We start from the raw sequence: 21,556 nt of genomic DNA on the forward strand, positions 1-21,556 counted from the left end.
TCACACGGGTGCGGTCGCCAAGATAGACTCGGCGACCGCACTCACGTCCACAACCGGTGAGTGTCACCAGTTCTGCGCGCTATTGGCGCTGTTGCTGCCGCCGTCGTGCGGCAACAAGCGTTCCTGCGATGAGGAGGAGGGCCGCACCGCCAGCAACAAGCATAACGTTCCCAAGGGCGCCAGTGATTGGCAGCTCGGGGAGGTCACCCTCGTCAGCGCCGACTTGGGTGTTCACTACGGTGACGGATGCGTTCTCGCCTGTCACGTCGAGCAGCATGCCCCCCTGAAGCGGCTTGTAGCCGGCAGGCGCGCTGGTCTCATAAACGCAGTACTTTCCCGCAGCGAGCACCTGGTTAGGAGTGTTGCCGTCGGCTGCGGACTCTGCACCGTCGACGACCTTTGCTGCTGTCGGGTCGGGGGTGGCGGGGCAGTCTGTCGCGCCAGCCGCAGCCGTATATACGTCGAACGTCGCGCCGGCGAGCGGTACATTCGTGCTCGCTCCCTTGTTCTTGGCTTCCTTCACGATGTGAGCTCCGGTGAAAAACTCTTCCGGGTCAACGACGGATGGCCCGGTGCCCGGGTCAGTGCTCGTGCCGTTGATAGTGATCTGCGCCTCGTTGGCCGTGCTGCCGCTTCCGGTCGCAGTTGCGTCGATCCTCAGGTGCAGCTTTCCGCCGGTATTGGCATCAAGCTTCGCGAGGCCTGAAGGGAGGAAGTTGAGCACAACCTCGTCACCCCCGCTTCCGCTCGGGGCTGTCAGGGTGTAATCGGTGCCAGCCGTGAGTGTGACCGGATTCCCGTCGGCATCCTCCAAAGTCACGGTGCCCGCGGTGTACTGTAGGAAGCTCTCGAGCTGATCGTTGATTCGAAGTTCTTGGTACGTTTCGCCCGCGCCGAGTGGTGGGATCGGAACCATAATGTCGAACGACACCTGATCGCCAATGATCTCGCCGTCCTTTGTCGCGCCACCGCCGGCAAGAGTGTTCTTCGGGTAGATATGCGGTTCGTAGTTCCAAGCGGGCTGACCGGGCTCGCCGTTGCCTGGGAATGGGATGGTGATAAGGGAAGGGGCGGCGGCCGGGATGGCGTTCGCTGCGACTGTGCTCTCGTAGACCACGTACGCCTTGTCTGCAGGCAACGTGAACTGGGTCGTGCCGTCAGCCTCGGCGGTCATTTGCTCCGTTCCGCATGTGAGTGCGAGCGGCGTGCCGTCCTCTGTGGCGACGGGCTCGCCTGCGCCGTCGAGGGTGAGCACGATGTCTCGCAAGCGTTCCCAGTCGGCTGCAATTGTGAGATCAATGTCATCGATTGTGCAGGCCGTGAACCCAGCGACGAGTGGTTTCGCCGTGCCTACCTCGATCTCGGAGCCGTCGTTAGGGCCGAGAGGCCCGTCGGGCTGCTCAAGTTTGTGAATTGTCAGCGTTCCTTCGCCGCCCTCCCCGGGGGCGGCGAATGCCGGCCCGGACAGGAACGCGGAGGAGCCGATGGCTATCGCCGCGGCGCCCAGCAGTGCCGGGAGCGCCAACCGACGTGAAGTGTTCTTCCTCACGGTGATGCCTTTCGTTAGATTGTAGCTGCGGCGTGTCGGCCGCGGCTGTGGTGTTTTGAGCGAGCGGTGTTGCAAAGCTGAGTACATGTCAGTGTGTGATCAGCCATACCGCTGACGCGGAGTGGTATGCCTCACTCGTCCCTCCCGTCGCTGCGTGGTTGTTCACGGGCCTCGCGAGCGAGAGGCGCGATCCGTTGGTGTGAGAGTAGGTACCGTCGCCGCCAGTAGGCGATCGCGGCGAGGGCGACCGCCAAGGCACCACCGGCGAAGAAAGACCACGAGTCGAGCCCGCCGGTAACTGGCAGAGCGGGAAGTTCCGCGGGCGTCGCAGCTACCATCCTGAAGACTGTGTGCTTACCCTGGGCGATGATCGCCTCGGGATGGTCTGCTCCGTCGATGGTGATCCAGCAATCCTGCGGAGCGGCGGCAGGAGCGGTTGCAGCGGCAGCGCACTCAGAGCGATCGAGATCGAGCGATTGGACCGCGATGAGGGCGAGACTGTCGGGGAGCCCAGGCACGAGTTCCGCCGGACCCGGCTTGGCCACGTCGTGCGGCGTCGCATCGGTCAGCGTCGACTCGAGCCCTGGCTCGCCGCGCTGTAGCTCGAGGCTCCATCCGGCACTTGGCGATGTCGTCTGCCCACCGAGTCTTTGGGTCACGAGGCTGACGTGCGCCGCCTGGTTGGTGATCGTGCACGATATCGGCTCAGCGAGATCGAGATCGGAGCTCACCGTCAGTGTTCCCGCATCGGGATCCATGGCCTCTGGGGGCAGCGCGATCCCTTCGGCGTCAACGCATGAGAGGCCTCCAAGCTGGGTGTATCGAGCGGCGATGGGATCCGGCGTCGGTTCAGAGCGGAGGCGCTCGCCTATTGTGTACTCGGTGTCGCGCTTGAGGGGTGTCGTCGTTTGGTCGTCAATCACAACTGTCTCGGAGGCGTCGGTGAGTGTGATCTCCCAATTTGCCGCCGCTGCCGAAGGCAGATCAGGATCGCCATACTCGACTGGTTGTACAACTTTTGAACCTGTCGCGGGTACTGCCGTAGCGACTCGGATCTCGCAGGCGGGGTCGCTCACAGCTGACTCGTTGCCTGCCCGGTCGACCTGTGTGACCGTAAAGGAATAGGTCCCGTTCCCAAGCGGCGGGTCGACAGTATAGGTCCAAGTACTGCCAGTGACTGTCGCTTCTCCAACTCGTTCGCCGTCAATCGCAACGAACACCCGCGCGCCGGCTTCGGCCCCTGACCCGCTAATCGTGGGCGCGGTCTCCGTTGTGGGACTCGCAGGGCATACTGGCGTGACTGCTGCGGGCGCAACCGTGTCAATAGTGAACTGTACTCCCCACGCGCTCGGCGGGTCTGCGGAGTTGGGGTTTGACATCGCGCTCGTCATTGCAAACTGGCCCACCGCCGGATTCGTCTGTACTGCAACCACGCTGTACTCGCCGTCTGCCAGGGGAGTGGGCGGGATATACGTGAACGTCCAGTTCCCATTCCCGTCGACAACAACGTCACCGTCCAGAATGCCTTCGTGCTGGCCATCGATGAGTGTGTCGAGTGCCGGGTCGTCAAAGTCAAAGATCGGGCTGCCCGGTTTGAACTTCAGCGTTATCGTGTGACCGGGCGTGCCGGTTCCAGAGAAGGTGACTGTGGAATTCACGTTCGAGTGCGAGTCTGCGGGTGGAACCGTAATCACGGGTGCATCTGGGATCGGAAGCTCGTACTTGTAGTAGACGGTGGCGGTGGTCCACTCCGCGGCGCTGGCGGCTGGTGTCAGCATTCCGCCCGCGTCGAAGAGATCATCAGCGGAGTAAGAGAGTAGTGGTGCACCGTTGTCGCCGCTCTGATTCACCGGGTTTCGCGACTCAGGCCAAGCCATCAGTCTGTAGTAGCCAGTGCCGCCGGCGGTGGTAAAGTCAATGCTCCCGTCGAGCCCGACATTCGTGGTGAGACCCTGATCGGCCTGCTCCTGAGTCCACCCGAGCACCGGGCGTCCCGGCCAGTCAGCCTGCGCAACGTTCTTCGGGATCTGATTCGCGTTCGTTATCCAAGCGCCGCTCGGAGTCACGCCCGTCACTCTGATGGGGGCGGTATTGATCGCTTCAACAAGCGACCCGTCTTCGTGAACCCAGGCGTACCAGAAGCTGTCGGATACGGTGCCACCGTATCCAGACTCGGCGTTGCTCCGTGTCGCGTTGTTCACGAGGTCGAGCCCTACTGAGTTGGGAGGGAGTATTCCTTCGGCGTATCCGTTGAGACCGAAGTCAAGGACTGCGCCCCAGTTCGCCTGGCCGGCGCTCCAGAGCGTCTGAGTGTTGTCCCACGGGATTCGAAACTGCGGTCCGGTAATCGCTGTGTCATTGCGGGTGCCGTAGTACCAGTAGAACGCGGCAGGCTCAGTTGTGAGAGCCGAGGACACCCAGGTCGACGAGGTGCCGGGCGCCCCGGCCGCATAGCTGAAGTAAAAGTTCAAATTCGACAGCAGGCCTCCGGGAATGTTCGTTGCAGCGGGGGCATTCGTGATGTCTATGTCGCCCTCGATCGAAATCACCACGAAGTCATATTTCCCGGACGGGATCACCTTATGGATCGTGAAGTACTGATCGCGGTTCTTTGCCCACTGCTCAGCGCCAGTGGCACCGCCAGAGATCGTGTTGATATACCGATGGCTTTGACGGGTCGAACCAGTGTTGTAGTCGTGGCCCACGCGAAGCTGCTGGCCGTCCACAGAGAGCAGGTTGCCGGTGACTGGATCCACATACCCGCGGGGGAGCCTAAGAACGACATCGGCACGAATCTCGTCCACATCGCCGTCGATCTTGTTCCAGAAGCCCTGAAACTTGTACACCTCGGGCGATTCAGGCTCAGCGGCGTGCGCAGCAGTTGAGGTGAGTGGGCCCAGGTGCGGCGCGGCGAGAGAAGCGAAGATGATCCCGGCTGTCAGTGCAAGGAGTCCGAGTGCGCGTATGGCACCGCGCACACGTGTGGAACCTAGCCGACTCCTTTGCGTACGCCTTACGGCCATCAAGCTACCCCCTTGCTTTTTCACAGCCTAAGCACAGGGGAGAGGCAATGTCTAGAAGAGTTCATCAAAATTCACACAATTTGAGTGCAAATCATCAATGCCAGCCACGACACCCGAGCTCTGCTCATGTTGGGAAGGAGGAGCATGCGGGACCACACTCCGAAGGTAACAACAACATGGGTGACCGAAAAGAACTGAGCCCCTCCGAGCAAAAGCTCGAAGGGGCTCAGTTCTGGTGAGATCAGCCCTAGTGGCCGTGGTCCTTGCTGGACTCGATCTCGCCCTGCGTCGGCGGCACGATCCGGTCCTCGAAGAACCAGCGAGTGAAGCCTGCGCGGAGGCGCTTACCGAAGGGGATGCGTCCGTCGTCGTTCGGACGGAGCATGACCGGCGCGTAATCGTGGTAGCTGACAAGCTCCCAGCGCTCGTAGTCGCTGACGGGCTTGTGAACCTCGACGAACTCGCCGCCGGGGAGGCGCACGATGCGACCCGACTCGTACCCGTGAAGGGCGATCGAGCGGTCCTTCTTCTGCAGTGCGAGGCAGATGCGCTTCGTCACGATGTAGGCGACGATCGGGCCGAGGATGAGCAGAGCCTGCAGCGCGTGGATGACACCCTCGATGGAGAGCTGGAAGTGCGTCGCCATGAGGTCGGAGCTTGCAGCCGCCCACATGACCGCGTAGAACGTGACACCTGCTGCACCGATTGCGGTACGGGTAGGTGCGTTGCGCGGACGGTCAAGGATGTGGTGCTCACGCTTGTCGCCGGTGACCCACGCCTCAACGAAGGGGTAGATCGCAACGACAACGATGAAGCCGCCCATGATGATCACAGGGATGAGCATGTTCCACGACCAGGTGTAGCCGAACCACTCGGTCTCGAGCCCCGGTGGGATCAGTCGGAGCATGCCGTCAGCGAAGCCGATGTACCAGTCAGGCTGGGTGCCCGCCGAGACAGGGGAGGGGTCGTAGGGGCCATACATCCACACGGCATTGATGCTGAAGAAGGTGGCAATGAGAACGATGACACCGAACACGATGAAGAAGAAGCCGCCTGCCTTCGCCGCGTATGCGGGGAGGACCGGGTATCCGACGACGTTGCCCTGGGTCTTGCCCGGGCCGGGGTACTGCGTGTGCTTGTGGATGACCACGAACATGAGGTGCAGCGCGACGAAGAGGATGACCAATGCCGGGAGCACCATGATGTGGAGCATGTACAGGCGGCCAACAATGTCGACACCAGGGAACTCGCCACCGAAGAACAGGAACGAGAGCCACGTGCCCACGACGGGGAAGGACTTCAGGAGGCCGTCGATGATGCGGAGGCCGTTGCCCGAGAGAACATCGTCGGGGAGCGAGTAACCGGTGAAGCCCTCAGCCATCGCGAGGATGAAGAGAACGAAGCCGATAACCCAGTTGAGCTCGCGCGGCTTGCGGAATGCGCCCGTGAAGAAGATGCGAAGCATGTGCAGGCCGATCGAGGCGACGAACAGCAGTGCTGCCCAGTGGTGCACCTGACGCATCAGGAGGCCGCCGCGAACCGAGAACGACAGGTCGACAGTCGACGCCATTGCGGCCGACATCTCGAGACCCTTCATCGGGACGAAAGGCCCGTCGTACACAACCTCAGCCATAGTGGCCTGGAAGAACAGCGTCAGGAACGTGCCCGAGAGCAGAATCACAACGAAGCTGTACAGTGCGACCTCGCCAAGGAGGAATGACCAGTGATCTGGGAAGATCTTTCGGCCGAATTCCTTGACCGCGACGCCAACCTTGGTGCGCTCGTCAATGTAGTTCGCCGCCTTAGCGGTGAAGGTGCTTGAGCCGCTCTGCTGCGTCGGCTTTTCAGTTACGGTGCTCACTTGAGGCGCTCCCAGTAGCTCGGACCAACAGGTTCAGTGAAGTCGCTGCGCGCGATGAGGTAGCCATCAGCGTCGACAGTGATGGGCAGCTGGGGAAGCGGGCGCTTTGCTGGGCCGAAGATGACCTTGGCCTCATCAGCGACGTCGAACTGCGACTGGTGGCAGGGGCACAGTAGGTGGTGCGTGTGCTGCTCGTTCAGAGCAACAGGGCAACCGACGTGGGTGCAGACCTTCGAGTACGCGACGATGCCGTTGTACGACCAATCCTTGCGCTCTGGACGCTCCTTGAGGTCCTTCTCGTCGAGACGGATGAGCAGGACAATTGCCTTGGCCTTCTCGTTGAGCACGTCCTTCGCAGTGCCGAGGTTCTCGGGCACGACGTGGAACACTGAACCGACAGTGACGTCTGCTGCGCGAATTGCCTCGCCAACCTTGTGGCCGCCGTTGTCGCGGGCAAGGCGAATTCCCTTGTCCCACATCGTGTGCTTGAGCACCTCAACGGGGTCGATGTCCTGCGGAGCCAGGCTGCGCAGGAGCGTGATACCCGGAAGCGGGAACGCGATGAGCGCGCCGAGGAGGCTGTTGCGCACGAGGGTGCGGCGTGAGAAGCCAGACTCTTCGTCAGCGACAGCGAAGATTTCAGCTGCGGCTTCGCGGGTCTCTTCATCGCTCGGCGCAGGGTGGCGGTGGTCGATGCCCTCAACGTCCGACATGAGCGACTTGCCCCAGTGGACGGCGCCGATTCCGAGCGCGAGGAGCGCCAGGGCCATGCCCGAGCCGACGAAGATCGTGTGCAGGCGGATAGCCGCCGGGTCACCAGTCTCGATCGGGAAGAACATGTAGGCGAGCACCGAACCGAGGCTGCCAACGATTGAGAGATAGAAGAGGGAGTAGACGGCGCGTTCTGCGCTCTTCTCCTTCTTAGGATCCAGCTCCGTCACACGCTTGCGGTGCGGGGGAAGGCCCGGGTTCTGCACGGCGTCAGTCGAAATGACCGCGGCACCAGCCGAAGACAAATCCGCGCCGAGGCTCTGGGCGGCAACAACGGCGTTATCGCCGCCGCTGCTCTTCGCTTCCTCTGCCATTATGCTCCTTGATTCCTGAAAAATTGAGATGCTGTGCGATGCCGACTAGTTCGACTTCGCGGTGACCCAAACGGTGAGGGCGACGATCGAACCGAGTCCGATAATCCAGATGAACAGACCCTCAGCAACCGGGCCGATCGAACCGAGCGAGAAACCGCCGATCGAAGGCTTGTCCTCAATGTACTTGAGGTAGGTGATGATGTCGGCCTTCTGCTCAGGCGTAATATTCGCGTCACTGAAGACGGGCATGTTCTGCGGGCCAGTCACCATCGCGTTGTAGATGTGAGTCGGCTCGACACCGGTGAGCGGGGGAGCCCACTTGCCCTGGGTGAGTGCTCCACCCGCGCCGGCCACGTTGTGGCACATCGCGCAGTTGATGCGGAACAGCTCTCCGCCGCGTGCTGCGTCGCTGTCGGCAGTGAGGAACTTCGCATCGGGAAGCTCGGGTCCCGGAGCCAGCGAAGCGACGTAGGCAGCCATCTGGAGCGTCTGCTCCTCGGTGAACTGCTTGGGCTTCACCATGCCCTGCGGGCCCTGGAAAGCGAGCGGCATGCGGCCGGTGCCAACCTGGAAGTGAACTGAAGCCGCACCCACGCCGATGAGCGAGGGGCCATCTTCGCCTGAGCCCTGTGCGCCCATGCCGTGGCAGGTTGCACAGTTCGCTGCGAAGAGCTTCTCACCCTCCTTGATGACGGCGGGCGATGAAAGATCTACCTCAGCAGTAGCAGACGTGGTGCTGATGCCAGCGTATGCAGCACCTGTGACAACCAGGCCGACTGCGAGCAGTGCGGCGGTCGCGAGTGGGTGACGACGACCCGACTTTGCTGGGTTCTTCTTGGCGCGAGCCATGATGTCAATTGCTCCTGACTCTACTTGATGACGTAGATGATGTAGAAGAGGATGATCCAGACGATGTCGACGAAGTGCCAGTAGTACGACACGACGACGGCCGTCGTCTCCTCCTTGTGCGTGAAGTTCTTGACTGCGTAGATGCGGCCGATCACGAGGAGGAAGGCGAAGAGACCCAGGGCAACGTGGATGCCGTGGAAGCCCGTTGCCAGGTAGAACGCCGAGCCGTAGGGATCGCTCGCGAGCGTCACGCCCTCGGAAACGAAGACTGCGTACTCGTACGACTGTCCGGCGACGAAGGTGGCGCCCATGAAGAACGTGAGGTAGAACCACTCAACGGTTCCCCACTTGGCCGGGCTCCAACCCGTGCGTCGCGGCTGCATCCGCTCAGCGGCGAACACGCCTGCCTGAGCGGTGAAGGACGAGAGCACCAGGATGGACGTGTTGATAAGCGCAAAGGTGAAGTTGTGCTTCGAGGTCTGTTCCGCCCACAACTCGGGGTTCATTGCCCGGAGTGTGAAGTAAATCGCGAACAGGCCAGCGAAGAACATGACCTCGCTGCCGAGCCACACGATCGTGCCTACGGCGACGCCGTTCGGTCGCTTCACCGCGGGCACGGCTGACTTGGTATTCATAGTGGTCGTTGTCACCCTTCCATTATGGCTGAAAGTTTGGTGTGGATTTTCACTGATCCTCGGCGCGCCGAATAATCTGTGGCAAATACCGTTACAGCCTACCCCGCTTGCTCACGTTGATGGACCACTTCGCCCGAGGTGCGGCGTGTCGTCACTAGGATTGTCTCATGACTGATGATCGGACCTGGCCTGCAATCCTGTCGACCCTTCTCGCTGGAGAAGACCTCAGCGTCTCTCAAGCGGAGTGGGCGATGGCCCGGTTCATGCGGGGAGAAGCGACCGATGCGCAGGTCGGCGGTTTCCTTGTCGCACTGCAGTCAAAGGGTGCCACCGTCGAGGAGGTCATCGGATTCCGAGACGCGATTCTCGATGAAGCGCTCCCGATAAATCTGCCCATTATGTCCCTTGACATTGTGGGAACCGGGGGAGACCGCTTCGGCACGGTCAATATTTCTTCAATGGCTTCGATCGTCGCGGCTGCCGCCGGCACCCCAGTCGTGAAGCACGGCAACAAGGCCTCGAGCAGCCTGTCGGGCTCGTCCGATGTTTTCACTTCGCTCGGGGTCAACCTACAGCTCGACCCCGACCAGCTCACTCGTGCGTTCAATGATTCAGGCATTGCCTTTGTGCACGCGGCTCGTTTTCTGCAGGGGTTTAAGCACGTCGCAGCGCCTCGAGCCGAGCTCGGCATCCCCACGGTGTTTAATTTCCTGGGGCCGCTGTGCAACCCTGTGCGCCCCGAGGCCTCAGCGCTTGGCGTCGCCGACCTTGATCGCGTGCCGACGTTTGTCGGTGTGTTCCGTCTTCGCGGGGCTTCGGCGCTTGTATTCCGCGGCGATGATGGACTCGATGAGCTCACGACGACAGGGCATTCACGCATCTGGGAAGTCAGCCGCGGTGGTCTGACTGAGCACGATCTCGAACCGCGCGATCTTGGAATCCCGCGTGCCGAGATTTCTTCGCTCATCGGCGGCACTCCCGAAGAAAATGCGGATGTGGTTCGCCGTGTCCTTGGGGGAGAGAAGGGACCAGTGCGCGATATTGTGCTGCTCAACGCCGCTGCAGGGCTCGTTGCGTTCGACATTGCTTCTCAGCCCGAGTCGATTGAAGTTCCGCTGCTGAAGCGGCTTCGCGAAAAGTTCGAGCTCGCGGAATCTGTCATCGATTCAGGAGCGGCCGAGGCAAAACTTGGTGCTTGGGTCACTGCGACCCAGAAGGCTGCCGCAACAGCGTAGCCACCTGTTGGATCGCCGTCGCCGTGCCTATACAGACCGCGCGGCGGCGATGAAACGTTCGATCAGCTCTGGGCTCTTCTCGCCCGGAGCAATCTCTATCCCGCTTGACACATCGACCCCGCCCGGCCGAGCTGAGCGGATCGCGTCGGCCACGTTGTCGGGATTGAGGCCCCCGGCGAGGAGCCACGACAGGCCGAGCTCAGCCCCATTGATGAGATTCAGGTCCCAGCTTTCGCCCGAGCCAGCGACTGCGCTGTCTACGAGCAGTCGCTCCTCGCCGTAGGTGCCTGCGCGAAGCCCCGGGGTCGTCGCGAGGCTTGCCGCACGCCAAATACGTGGGTGGAGCGCTCTGGCCTTCGCGAACTCGGCGGCAGAATAGCCGCCATGGAGCTGCAACACATCAAACCCGAGGTTGTTCGCCATCGCGGCTGCGTCTACGGCGGCCATTTCGCGGACCACGAGTACCGTGTCGATGGCCGGGTTCTCGGTCCGGGCGGCAGCGATGACCGCCGACGCTTCCTCGGGGGTCGCGTGCCGTGGGCTGGGTTCGCTCATGACAACGCCGATAGCGTCGGCGCCGTGTGAGGCGGCGAGCATCGCATGCTCGGGGGAGCGCAGGCCGCAGATCTTCACGTACATTCGGCAATTCTAGCTGCTGGCCGTGCGCGTGTGCGGGCGGGTCGCAGGGCACCCCGAGGGGAACCCCGCTCGCTCGCGCGAACTTGTGTGCGCCCCTAGTCTGCATCTCGAGGGTGTGGCTCGTCAGGCTCAGGCGGTTCCGGCTGCTTCTCGCCAACAACAAGGGATGCATCGCCCGAAGCAGTGTGTGCTGGCCTCTCGGGACCTTTCGCCTGAATGCGGCCCGGCTCGAGGGTGCGCTGCACGTCCTCAGGAGTCACGCGTTCAATCGGACCTGTGGTCGCATCGACATACCAGTCGGTGAGTGCTGGGTCACTACTATCGAAGCCGGCTCCGGCGCCCTCATCGGCGGGAACCTCGCTCGTGCCGAACACGAAATCGTCTCCATATTCGTCGATCCCGCGGCGCACGCCCTGAGCGATCGCTGCCCGAGCGTACTTGCGGCGAATGATGTACGGATCCGTCTTGAGGTCGCGTGCCCAGGCGACCATGATCCCCATCACGATGAAAGCGAATGGGAGCGCCGACACCACCATGAGCGATTGCAGCCCGGAGAGCGCGTTGCGGCCGCCCGCCAAGAGCAGCGAGATAGCGATCAGGCTGAGCAGCAGGCCCCACAGGATCGTCACCCACTTGGACGGCTCCGGCCGCCCTCCTTGCGACATTGACGCCATGACGATTGATGCCGAGTCTGCCGCCGTGACAAAGAACACGACAACCGCGACCATGGCGATCACGGAGGTGACCATGGCGAAGGGGAGCCGTTCGAGCACCCTGAACAACACCTCCTCGCCTGAGCCGCCGGTCTGCAAATCCTCGCCAGCGAGCGTCATTGAGATTGCAGTGCCGCCGTAAACGACGAACCAGGCGACGACGATCGCTGAAGGCACGAGCACCACCGTCGTCACAAACTCCCTGAGCGTGCGACCGCGCGAAATCTTCGCGATGAACATCCCAACGAACGGAGTCCACGAGACCCACCATGCCCAATAGTAGGTGGTCCAGCTCGCGAGAAACTCTGCTGTCTCCGGGCCCTGGTTCGGGTTGCGTGAGAGCATCGTGGGAAGTTGGCCGAGGAACTCGACGAGCGAGGCGGGAAGAAAATTCAGGATGAAGATTGTCGGGCCGGCGACGAGCACGAACAGCCCGAGCGTGCCGGTGAGGATCATGTTGAGGTTCGAGAGTCGCCGAATGCCCTTCTTCACGCCCGACACCGCCGACGCGATGAAGAGTGAGGTGAGGATCGCGATAGCGCCGACGAGGAAAGCGTTCCCCATCGGGCCGAGCCCAGTGACCATACGGAAACCGCTCTCAATTTGCAGCGCGCCGATACCGAGCGAGACAGCAGTTCCAAATAAGGTCACAATGATCGCGAACACGTCGATCACGCGGCCCAGCGCCCGGTGGCTGCTCCCCGGAAACACGGGCTCGAAGAGGGCTGAGATGAGTGGCGCGCGTCCGCGGCGATACGCCGAGTAGGCAATAGCGCCGCCGACCAGTGCATAGAACGCCCAAGCAATCGGTCCCCAGTGAAGCACGGTCTGGGCTAGTGCGGGAAGCGCCGCGTCGGCCGAACCTGGGGGCGCGTCGATGCCCGGCGCGGGCGTGAGAAAATAGGTGAGTGGCTCGAGGGGACCGTAGAAGAGCAGGCCGATTCCCAGACCAGCTGCGAACAGCATCGACACCCAAGATGCCGTGGAGAACTCCGGCTCTTCATCGTCTGCACCGAGCCGAATCCCGCCGGTGCGCCCGTAGCCAACGACGAGCATGAAGAGTGCGACGGCGACGGCGAGAGCCCCAAACATCCAGCTGAAATGTTCGGTGACCCACGCGAGTGATGCAGCCCCAACATCAGCGAGGGTCTCCGGGGCTACGAACGCCCAGGCGATCACCGCGACCGTGAGTGTGAATGTCGTGCCGAGGACAACTTTGTTCGTCGGGAACCCAAGGCCAGTCTGTTCGACGCCGATGCCTGGGAGCAGGCCTGGGTGGGGAAGTGGTGGTGGCGTGGGTTCCACAATCTTGCGCGAGCGGGAGCCTGGGTGTTGCGAGTCTGGCATGCTCTGAGTGTCTCCTTTGCTCCGCCGATGTGGCGGCCGTGGGGTTACATCCCTAAAGCTACTGTTCACCGGCCTCGTTGGATAGGGGCAATCAGTGGATCGCTACCTGGGTCACATGTGCTGCAGGGCAGGGGTGAATGTGAACAGCAGATGGCTCGTGCGCGTCGGGGCCAGTGCGCCGCGGCGCCCATGCGAAACTGTGTGCACGTTGGGTGCAATGGCCTGGAGGCCTGTACAGGCGCTTCGCGTGTTCCCGGGTAGAAAACGGATGGGGGCTGAGCCATGGCTAAAGCGAGCCGAGCGGTTATCGGCGGACGCCTTCTGCCGTCGGCAGAGGTATTCGCGGTATTCCTTCGGCTCGGCCTCGTCTCGTTTGGTGGCCCCACCGCACACATCGGCTACTTTCACGCGGAGTTCGTCGAGCGGAGAAGGTGGCTCTCAGCTCACGCGTTTGGCGAGCTCGTCGCGTTGTGTCAAGCGCTGCCTGGCCCGGCCTCGAGTCAGCTCGGCTTCGCGATCGGACTTCGCAGAGCTGGCGGTGTGGGTGCGTTGGCCGCGTTCGCGGGATTCACGCTGCCCTCGGCTGCGGTGATGATTGTCTTCGCGTATGGTGTGCAAGTTCTGCAAGGGACGATCTCACGCGGCGTCGTCTCTGGGCTCATGGCTGTTTCCGTCGCCGTCGTTGCACATGCAGTTATGGGTATGGGGCGGAGTTTGATCGTTGGGTGGTCGGCCGCGGGACTCGCCAGTGTGGTCGCGCTCGTCGCGCTTCTGTGTGGCGGCCTGCTCAGCGAAGGCGGTGCGCTGATTCAGCCTGCCCTCATTGCCCTAGGCGCGATCGCCGGGACGTTGCTCTTTCGAGAGGTTACGGGGCGGGAAATCACTGTGTCTGCTGCCGCAGCAGGGCCCGACGAGTATGTGTCGACGCGTCAAAGACTGGGTTCGAGGCGTCGGCCTATTCGCGGTGTGGTTTCAGTGGGGGCGGGGATTACCACGCTCATGCTGCTGCTGGTGTTGCTCCTCGCGGCGCCGGCACTCCATGGAACCCAGGGGAGCGGGGCGGCGGCCCTCGTCGACACGTTCTCGCGCGCGGGCGCGTTCGTCTTCGGTGGTGGACACGCCGTACTTCCGCTCCTCGAGGCGGGGACCGTCCAGTCGGGCTGGCTCTCGCCCGAGGATTTCCTCGCAGGCTACAGCTTGGCGCAAGCGGTTCCCGGGCCGATGTTTAGCGTTGCAGCGTACCTGGGGGTACTCGCGGAGGCTGGGCCGGGGGGAGTGGCCGGCGGAGTCATTGCCATTCTTGCAATTTTCACGCCAGGCTTCCTGCTGCTTGTTGGCGTACTGCCGTTCTGGGAAGCGCTTCAGCGCCGCCAGCACTTCAGCGCCGCGGTGCGGGGCGCGAGTGTCGCTGTGGTCGGGATCCTTGCGGCGGCACTCGTACATCCAGTCGCGACGGGAGGGCTCACGAATACCTGGACAGTTCTCCTGGCGGTGTTGGCATTTGTGATGCTGTGTGCCAAGGCTCCGCCATGGAGCGTCGTGCTGCTTGGAGCTGCGGTGGGGCTTGCGACTGCGCTTGGCAGCTTGGCGTGACGGGCGTCAGTTGTGAATGCGCGGGCGTTCGCCCACTGGCACGTTGGAGCGTGGAGATCGAAGGAGAGGGCACCCCTCGAATGAGTGAACTGACATAATATAGATTATCGCGGAACGTGTAGAGTGGCGCAGGCGCAGCGCCTGAAGAACCACGTTGTGAATGCCGGATCTGCGTCCTCCAGTGATTGATATTGCAGATCTCAGGGCGTGGGCTCGTAGTTTCGGATCCTCGCTGCACTCAGTCCGCGTACACGGAGTCTCGCGCGTTCACTGTGCCCTGGCTTGCGCGGGTGTGCGTTCGAGCTCACCCATGAGCGCTGTGCGCACACCTCATGCAGGATCTTGAGCCTGCTCTGCATGCCTGTCCAGCCGCGCGGTCCACGAAGCTACGGGTTCACCGGCCCGGCCAGGAATCGCGCCGATCGCCTCGCCCGTCAGCGTGAAGCCGCTCCGCTCTATTGTGCGAAGCGAGCCAAAGTTTCCGACCCTCGCCTCCCACAGCACCGCTTCCACGTCGGTTCTCGCAAAGGTGGCGGCTACGACGAGATCCACACAAGCTGACATAATCCCGCGCCCGCGGTGTGGTTCCCCCAGCCAGTAGCCAAGCATGCCACTTGGCAGTCGGATCCCTATGACGCCCAAAACCTGGCCCTCAGGCGTCGTGCGAATCGCCCACGTCCATTCCGAATTGCTCTCCCAGGCCGCTGGCGCGTACTCGGTGATGAACGACTCGGCATCGGCGAGCGTGTACGGCCACGGTGTGGCCATGAACTCTTCAAAGATGGGATCTGCGCAGTACCGCGCGACGTCAGGCGCATCGGCTGGTCTCAGCTCGTTCAGGGTGAGTCCACTCCCCTGCAACACGAAAGGCTCCACGGGTGGCTATCCCCCTTTCGGTGAGTGTGCGAGCACCGCGAGCCGCAGCAGCGAGTGAGCGGCAAGCAGCGACAGGCCAATGCACCCGGACTGGCCGGCGTTGAGCATCATGTCTGTACTGCCAGACTGCCAGGCGAGCAGCGTGAGCACAATGGCGACACCCGCGGCAAGCCAGCCGGCGAGGGCGAGCCCAACAGACGCGGTGCGAAGCAGCCACACCCCCGGTGGGCGTTGCAGCGGAGTGAGCAAGGTGACAGCTGCGAAGCCTGCCCCGGCAAGGGCGAGTGCACCGAGCACGTCGCTTGGGCGGTGCCAGCCGAATGCAAGCAGCTGCCAGCTCACAACGCTGAGTAGCACCGCTCCCCCGACGGCTGCAATCGCCTGGATACGCCGAGGCAGTGCGAAGACCGCCGCCCCAACTACCGTTGCAAACACTGTCATGTGCCCACTTGGGAATGTGTTTTCAGCTGCCAGCGTGAGGAAGTCGGGCCTGCCGAGTACCTCTGATTTCAGGAGCTGCGAGGCAACGATCGCGACTGCCGGCACCAGTGTGACCGTGAGGGCACGCGCGATGCCATGGACCCACAGCGCGACAAGCCCAAGGGCCACGAGCGCGACGCCGATCGAGAACGGTGACACGAGGCTCAGGGGTGCCGGCGGATGGGTGTTGAACTCAGAACCGGCGAGCACGTGATCCTCGACCGCTTGACCCGTCGAACTCAGCACGCCGAAGATGTAGGCAGCGGCTCCGACGGTGAGCCAGAACAGCAGGACCCACACGACCCGGAGCCGCCTATGGGCGTTCGACGCAATCGGGATGCTCACGCGGTGGCTCCGTGATGGAGCCTCGCAGGAGTGGCGACCTCGGCCCCTGCGGCCGGCCTGCGTCGGGCACGCTGGTCCCCCGTGCGTACCGCCCACATAGCTAGCGCAGCGGCGGTCGCGACGTTCAGCGAATCGACTCCGTGTTCCATGGGAATGAGAACAGTTCGTGCGGACGACGCGAGCGCACGTCGTGAAAGCCCTGGGCCCTCGGTGCCGAACATGATTGCGAGGCGGTCAGGGAGATCCTCAACGAACTCAGCGAGATCCTCGGCGTCGTCCCGCAGGGCGAATGCAGTCAGGTCGTAGCCGAGCTCGCGAAACAGTGGGCCCGCCTCGCGCCAGTCTGGGAGACGCGCCCACGGAACCTGCAGCACGGCCCCCATGCTCACGCGAACGGCGCGCCTGTAGAGCGGGTCGGCACATCCGGGCGTGAGCAAGACCGCATCTGCGCCGAGTGCAGCTGCCGACCTGAAGACAGCACCAACGTTCGTGTGATCGGCGAGGTCTTCGAGCACGACGACCCGGGACGAAGCGCGCAGTAGCTCGGCCGGGTCGAGCGGCGCTGGGCGATGCATTGATGCAATTGCCCCACGGTGCATATTGAAGCCTGTGAGCTGTTCGAGCTGTTCGGGTTTGCCGACGTAGACGGGCACGTCAGGGTAGGCCTCGAGCAGCGGTCCAACCCGCTCGAGCCACTCGGCGACCATGAGAAGCGCGCGGGGTCGATGCCCGACCCGCAACGCTCGCTCGATTACTTTCGGCGACTCGGCAAGGTAGAGGCCCTCAGCAGGTTCGCGGACGCGCCGGAGCGCGACGTCAGTGAGCTGAGTGAAATCGGCGAGCTCGGGGGCAGCAATGTCGTCGATATGAACGATTCTCACGCGGTAGTCTCCGGGGCTGTAGCAGGGGCGGCCTGCAGGAACTGTGCGATTCGCGCGACTGTGTCGGCGACTGCCTCGTAGTGCACGAGATGGCCAGTGCCCGGCAAGATGAGGAGCTCGGCGCCAGGAATCATCCTCTGGAGGTCGAGCTGTTTTGAAAGTGGGGTGATGTCGTCCTTCTCCCCTGCAATGATGAGTGTCGGCATCGCGTACGCTTCGGCGTGTTCAGACACCGTGTGCGAGACGGAGGCGCGGAACGCCTCGAGAAGCGTGCGCGAGTCTGAGAACGACGAGAAGTACATGTCATGCTGGTTGTGAATCCAGGCGCGTAGCTCACGGTCGCGAGTCTTCGCCATGACCTCGCTCATCCCGCGAACGATCAGTTTGTTGCCGAGCAGACTCTTCGCCGCGCGCTCGGGCAGCGCGCTAGCGGCGCGGTAATACGCGATCGCGAGCTGGGTCAGGGCGGCCTGAGGCCCCTCAAGCGCCGGTGATGAGATCGGATTGATCAGGATCGTGCGGGCTGAGTCAGCGCCCCGAGCGAGCGCTGAACTCACCACGAGCGAACCGAAAGAGTGTCCGAGAATGATCGCGCCTGCCGGTGCGACTTCTTGACTGAACGCGACGAGCCAATCGCCAAACGTGGCCAGGTCGTGTGTGCGACCCGGGAGCGCCGGTGTCTCGCCGAAGCCGGGCAGGTCTGGAACATGGAAGGCGAACTGCGGAGCCAAGGCGGCAAGTCCCTCAGCGATGCCTTGGAGGCCGTGGTGGTCACCGCGAAACCCATGTACGAGGATGACTGGTTGTCCTGCGGGGTCGCCAAATATCCAGTCTCGGGTATCGACGCCGAGAGTAGGTATGAGATGGGGCGGGTGTTCTGGCACAGAGTCGATGCTACCGGGCGCCGGCTGGCACTCTTCTGCACACGCCGAATGATCGCGCGCAGTGTCACCCGCCTCTCCCGGGGGCGCGTGCGGCTGTCGCGCACGGGGCAAGCCTCGCTACTATCGGTACACAGGCGAAAGGATCACAGTGAACGACTCACTCCCCCTCTGGGCGGCGCAGCTTGCGGTCTTCGATACCGAGACGACGGGTGTCGAGACCGACACTTCACGTATCGTCAGCGCGACGCTCGCGATCCTCGGCGAGAACGGCGAGATTTCGGAGCGCTATGACTGGCTTTTGAACCCGGGCGTCGAGATTCCGGACTCCGCGGTGCGCGTGCACGGCATCACCACCGACGTTGCGCGATCGAGTGGAATCGATGCAGGTGTTGGGATCGCCCAGATCACTGAGCGCATCGCGCAGTTCATCGAGCGCGGCCTCCCTCTCGTCGTCTACAACGCGCCATACGACCTGTCGTTGCTCGCTGCCGAGCAGCGGCGCTACGGCGTGCCTGGAGCAGTGGTTTCACCCGTGCTCGATCCACTCATCATTGATAAGCAGCTCGACCGCTTTCGTAAGGGTAAGCGCACGCTCGTTGCCGTGGCTGAGCACTACGGCGTCGAGCTCGGTAACGCCCACGACGCTGGCGAAGACGCGATCGCGTCGGGGAAAGTCATGCAGCAGCTCGCTCGCAAGTACGCGACGACGCTTCCTGATGACCTCGAGGCGCTCCATGCCGCCCAGGCAGCCTGGGCACGGGCGCAGGCTGAGAACTTTCAGGAGTACATGCGCCGCGTTCGCGATCCGAACTTCGTTGCCGACGGGGCGTGGCCGGTTCGGGGGTAGCCGCTGAGGCGGCGCTGACAGTGTCAACGCCTCCTCACGCATAGCGAAAGGGCGGGCGATCCATAAGAGGATCGCCCGCCCTTTCGCGGATTCTGGCTGCTTACGCGCCGAACGCCTTGAAGCGCTGGTTGAACTTCTCGACACGGCCGGCCGAGTCCATGATGCGCTGCTTGCCCGTGTAGAACGGGTGCGAGGCGCTCGAGATTTCAACGTCGAGCACCGGGTAGGTAGCGCCGTCGAGCTCGATGGTCTTGTCGCTCGTGAGGGTCGAACGCGTGAGGAAGGTCTCCCCCGACGCAAGGTCGCGGAACACGATGGCGTTGTACTCGGGGTGAATCTCGGTCTTCATGACTGTCCTTCGATAATGTTGCGTCTCGCTGTTTCGGCGGAATGGCCGAACGCTGAAGTCTTGCGGCGTCACCGCACCAAGGATCAATATTAGCAGATCGAACTGGCTGGTGCCGACCTCGGAGGGTGTTCGTTCCCGCGTGTCGGGAGAAAAAGTGGCTAGCTACCTGCGGCGCGAGCCTTGGCTGAGTACCGGCCTGCGGACTCTGTGAGCTCAAACTCCATGCCAAACGTGGCTTCGAGGTTCGCTGCGGTCAGGGTCTCGCCGATCGGACCGGCTGCCTGCACCTTTCCGTCGTTCACGAGCATGACGTGGGTGAACCCGGGCGGGATCTCCTCGACGTGATGCGTCACCATTACCATTGCCGGCGAGTACGGCGACTGCGCGAAGCCAGAAAGCATCTGCAGCAGGCGCTCGCGGGCGCCGAGGTCGAGGCTCGCGCTCGGCTCGTCGAGCAGCAGCAGTTCAGGATCGGTCATCACGGCGCGCGCAATAAGGGTACGCTTCCGCTCACCATCAGAGAGCGTCCCGAACGGCTGATCGGCGAGTTCAAGCAGATCCCACTCCGCGAGCACGCGATCCGCCTGGCGCACGTCGATCGCGTCGTACTCTTCGTTCCAGCGCCCCTCGACCGAGTACGCGGCAGTGAGTACGACGTCGCGCACAATCTCGTTCGGGGGGATGCGCCTCGCGGTCGCGCTCGACACGAATCCCAGGCGGGCGCGCAACTCGAAGATGTCGACCTTGCCGAGGCGATGCCCGAGCACGTCGACGGTGCCTGTCGTCGGGAAATCGTTCGCGGTGACGAGCTTCAAGATCGTCGTCTTGCCTGCGCCGTTCGGGCCAAGGATGACCCACCGCTCACTGTCGTCGACCTGCCAGTTCACACTGTCAAGAATCGGTCGGCGATTGCGGATGTAGCTCGCGTCGGTGAGGCTCAGCACGGTCGTCATGACCCCAAGCCTATCTCTAGACTGGTGCCATGAGCGTTACCCCACTCGTCGTTCTCGACTGCGATTCCACGACCATTCAAGACGAGGTCATTGAGCTCCTCGCCGACGCGGCAGGCACACGCGAACTCGTCGCAGAGGTGACTGAGCGCGCGATGCGCGGCGAGCTTGACTTCGCCGAGAGCCTCGCTGAGCGCGTGGCGACACTGAGCGGAACGCCTGAGACAGTGTTTGCTCAGGCGTACGCGCGGGTGCGCCTCTCCCCTGGGATCCGGGAGCTCATCACGGCGGTGCACGAGCGTGGCGGCAAGGTTGGCGTGGTGTCTGGCGGTTTCCACGAGGTGCTCGACCCGCTTGCTGAGGATCTCGGTCTCGACTTCTGGCGGGCAAACCGGCTTGAGGTCGCAGACGGTAAGCTCACCGGTCGAACTGTTGGGCCCGTCATCGATGCGGAGGCAAAGGCAGTTGCGCTTGCGGAATGGGCGGAGGCGAGCGGGATCCCGCTCTCGGCAACAGTCGCGATCGGCGACGGCGCGAATGATTTGCGGATGATGGCTGTCGCCGAGATCGGTGTCGGCTACAACGCGAAGCCGATTGTTTCGCAGCAGGCGGATGTCTCGATTCAGGGCGACCTGAGTCAGGCGATCCAACTGCTGGACCGCCTGATGTAGGCAACGCGAGCCCGGGGCTAGTGGCCCATTCCGAGGCCGCCGTCGACTGGGATGACCGCACCCGAAATATAGGCAGCGTCATCGCCGGCGAGGAACGAGGCTGCCCCAGCGATCTCGGCGACCTGGCCGAACCGCGCAGCCGGAATCGACGCGAGGTACTGCTGCTGCTGGGCCTCGGGAAGCACAGCAGTCATGTCGGTGTCAATGAAACCGGGTGCGATGACGTTCGCGGTGATGCCGCGACCACCGAGCTCACGGGTCAGCGAGCGGGCGAAGCCGACGAGCGCTGCCTTCGACGAGGAGTAATTGATCTGGCCGGCGGAGCCGTAGAGGCCGACGACAGAGGAGATCAGGATCACGCGGCCGAAACGCTGCTTGAGAAGGCCCTTCGAGGCGCGCTTCACCACGCGGAAGGTTCCGGTGAGGTTTGTGTCGATGACGTCGGTGAAGTCCTCCTCAGACATGCGCAGGAGCAGCGTGTCACGGGTGATGCCAGCGTTCGCGACGACGACCTCGACGGCACCAAGCTTCTCCTCGACCTCGGTGAATGCCTTGTCGATCGAGGCCGAGTCCGTCATCTCTGCGCGCACGGTGAGCGCGCCCTCCGGGCCCTCCCCTGAGCGAGAGGTGACTGCCACGCGATGGCCGTCTGCGATCATGCGCTCAGCGATAGCGAAGCCAATGCCTCGGTTGCCACCGGTGATGAGGACGGTACGTGGAGTGATGCTTGCGTTCATGAGGATC

At 63.0% G+C, this 21,556-nt stretch carries 19 protein-coding genes; 4 read left to right on the forward strand and 15 right to left on the reverse strand.

The window, feature by feature from the left end; all coding sequences use genetic code 11:
* Positions 1–79: 79 nt before the first annotated feature.
* The 6 genes from ACF07D_RS06885 to ACF07D_RS06910 all read right to left on the reverse strand — a co-directional run bounded on the left by ACF07D_RS06885 (position 80) and on the right by ACF07D_RS06910 (position 9,002).
* Positions 80–1,549 (reverse strand): SpaH/EbpB family LPXTG-anchored major pilin, encoded by a 1,470-nt coding sequence (locus ACF07D_RS06885; RefSeq protein ID WP_391504392.1) that lies wholly within the window; start codon positions 1,547–1,549, stop codon positions 80–82.
* 131 nt (positions 1,550–1,680) lie between these two features.
* Positions 1,681–4,527, reverse strand: a complete 2,847-nt coding sequence (locus ACF07D_RS06890) for an Ig-like domain-containing protein (protein WP_391504393.1) — start codon at positions 4,525–4,527, stop codon at positions 1,681–1,683.
* Positions 4,528–4,819: 292 nt separating this feature from the next.
* Positions 4,820–6,433: a ubiquinol-cytochrome c reductase cytochrome b subunit gene (locus ACF07D_RS06895; protein ID WP_119279578.1), complete on the reverse strand. Its 1,614-nt coding sequence runs from the start codon at positions 6,431–6,433 to the stop codon at positions 4,820–4,822.
* Positions 6,430–7,518 (reverse strand): ubiquinol-cytochrome c reductase iron-sulfur subunit, encoded by a 1,089-nt coding sequence (locus ACF07D_RS06900; protein ID WP_119279581.1) that lies wholly within the window; start codon positions 7,516–7,518, stop codon positions 6,430–6,432. The genes ACF07D_RS06895 and ACF07D_RS06900 overlap by 4 nt, the downstream gene beginning before the upstream one ends.
* A gap of 45 nt (positions 7,519–7,563) precedes the next feature.
* Positions 7,564–8,367 (reverse strand): c-type cytochrome, encoded by an 804-nt coding sequence (locus tag ACF07D_RS06905; RefSeq protein WP_119279583.1) that lies wholly within the window; start codon positions 8,365–8,367, stop codon positions 7,564–7,566.
* A 20-nt stretch (positions 8,368–8,387) separates the two neighbouring features.
* Complete coding sequence (locus tag ACF07D_RS06910; RefSeq protein WP_119279585.1) at positions 8,388–9,002, reverse strand: heme-copper oxidase subunit III; 615 nt, start codon at positions 9,000–9,002, stop codon at positions 8,388–8,390.
* A gap of 167 nt (positions 9,003–9,169) precedes the next feature.
* On the opposite strand from ACF07D_RS06910, the gene trpD reads away from it, so the two are divergent.
* Positions 9,170–10,237: an anthranilate phosphoribosyltransferase gene (gene trpD, locus ACF07D_RS06915; RefSeq protein WP_255809662.1), complete on the forward strand. Its 1,068-nt coding sequence runs from the start codon at positions 9,170–9,172 to the stop codon at positions 10,235–10,237.
* Positions 10,238–10,264: 27 nt separating this feature from the next.
* Here trpD and ACF07D_RS06920 read toward each other — a convergent pair whose 3' ends face one another.
* Together ACF07D_RS06920 and ACF07D_RS06925 are read right to left on the reverse strand one after the other, a co-directional pair.
* Positions 10,265–10,876: a phosphoribosylanthranilate isomerase gene (locus ACF07D_RS06920; RefSeq protein WP_391504394.1), complete on the reverse strand. Its 612-nt coding sequence runs from the start codon at positions 10,874–10,876 to the stop codon at positions 10,265–10,267.
* Positions 10,877–10,971: 95 nt separating this feature from the next.
* Entirely contained in the window at positions 10,972–12,936 is a 1,965-nt protein-coding gene (locus ACF07D_RS06925; RefSeq protein ID WP_391504395.1) for a BCCT family transporter, read from the reverse strand.
* Between the two features lie 282 nt (positions 12,937–13,218).
* On the opposite strand from ACF07D_RS06925, the gene chrA reads away from it, so the two are divergent.
* A complete protein-coding gene (chrA, locus tag ACF07D_RS06930) occupies positions 13,219–14,529 on the forward strand; it encodes a chromate efflux transporter (RefSeq protein ID WP_391504396.1) in 1,311 nt (436 codons plus the stop codon).
* 330 nt (positions 14,530–14,859) lie between these two features.
* Here chrA and ACF07D_RS06935 read toward each other — a convergent pair whose 3' ends face one another.
* Genes ACF07D_RS06935 through ACF07D_RS06950 form a run of 4 tightly spaced genes read right to left on the reverse strand, consistent with a single transcriptional unit; the run spans position 14,860 to position 17,995 of the window.
* Positions 14,860–15,393, reverse strand: coding sequence for a GNAT family N-acetyltransferase (locus ACF07D_RS06935; protein WP_391504397.1), 534 nt, complete (start codon positions 15,391–15,393; stop codon positions 14,860–14,862).
* An 18-nt stretch (positions 15,394–15,411) separates the two neighbouring features.
* The gene (locus ACF07D_RS06940) at positions 15,412–16,230 is read right to left on the reverse strand and encodes a phosphatase PAP2 family protein (protein ID WP_391504398.1); all 819 of its coding nucleotides are present in this window, start codon (positions 16,228–16,230) and stop codon (positions 15,412–15,414) included.
* Positions 16,227–17,111: a TrmH family RNA methyltransferase gene (locus ACF07D_RS06945; protein ID WP_391504399.1), complete on the reverse strand. Its 885-nt coding sequence runs from the start codon at positions 17,109–17,111 to the stop codon at positions 16,227–16,229. Before ACF07D_RS06945 ends, ACF07D_RS06940 begins: the two co-directional genes overlap by 4 nt.
* Positions 17,108–17,995: an alpha/beta fold hydrolase gene (locus ACF07D_RS06950; RefSeq protein ID WP_391504400.1), complete on the reverse strand. Its 888-nt coding sequence runs from the start codon at positions 17,993–17,995 to the stop codon at positions 17,108–17,110. Before ACF07D_RS06950 ends, ACF07D_RS06945 begins: the two co-directional genes overlap by 4 nt.
* 148 nt (positions 17,996–18,143) lie before the next feature.
* Between ACF07D_RS06950 and ACF07D_RS06955 the strand changes: the two genes are divergently transcribed.
* The gene (locus ACF07D_RS06955; protein WP_391504401.1) at positions 18,144–18,842 is read left to right on the forward strand and encodes an exonuclease domain-containing protein; all 699 of its coding nucleotides are present in this window, start codon (positions 18,144–18,146) and stop codon (positions 18,840–18,842) included.
* Between the two features lie 100 nt (positions 18,843–18,942).
* Here the strand turns inward: ACF07D_RS06955 and ACF07D_RS06960 are convergent, their stop codons facing one another.
* Complete coding sequence (locus ACF07D_RS06960) at positions 18,943–19,191, reverse strand: type B 50S ribosomal protein L31 (RefSeq protein ID WP_121071938.1); 249 nt, start codon at positions 19,189–19,191, stop codon at positions 18,943–18,945.
* A gap of 158 nt (positions 19,192–19,349) precedes the next feature.
* The gene (locus ACF07D_RS06965; protein ID WP_119283757.1) at positions 19,350–20,144 is read right to left on the reverse strand and encodes an ABC transporter ATP-binding protein; all 795 of its coding nucleotides are present in this window, start codon (positions 20,142–20,144) and stop codon (positions 19,350–19,352) included.
* 29 nt (positions 20,145–20,173) lie between these two features.
* Here ACF07D_RS06965 and serB point away from each other — a divergent pair, with 29 nt between their 5' ends.
* Entirely contained in the window at positions 20,174–20,812 is a 639-nt protein-coding gene (serB, locus tag ACF07D_RS06970; RefSeq protein ID WP_391504402.1) for a phosphoserine phosphatase SerB, read from the forward strand.
* A 17-nt stretch (positions 20,813–20,829) separates the two neighbouring features.
* Here serB and fabG read toward each other — a convergent pair whose 3' ends face one another.
* Entirely contained in the window at positions 20,830–21,549 is a 720-nt protein-coding gene (fabG, locus tag ACF07D_RS06975; protein WP_391504403.1) for a 3-oxoacyl-ACP reductase FabG, read from the reverse strand.
* Positions 21,550–21,556: the final 7 nt, after the last annotated feature.

Source organism: Leucobacter sp. NPDC015123, assembly GCF_043080205.1.
GTDB lineage: Bacteria > Actinomycetota > Actinomycetes > Actinomycetales > Microbacteriaceae > Leucobacter > Leucobacter aridicollis_A.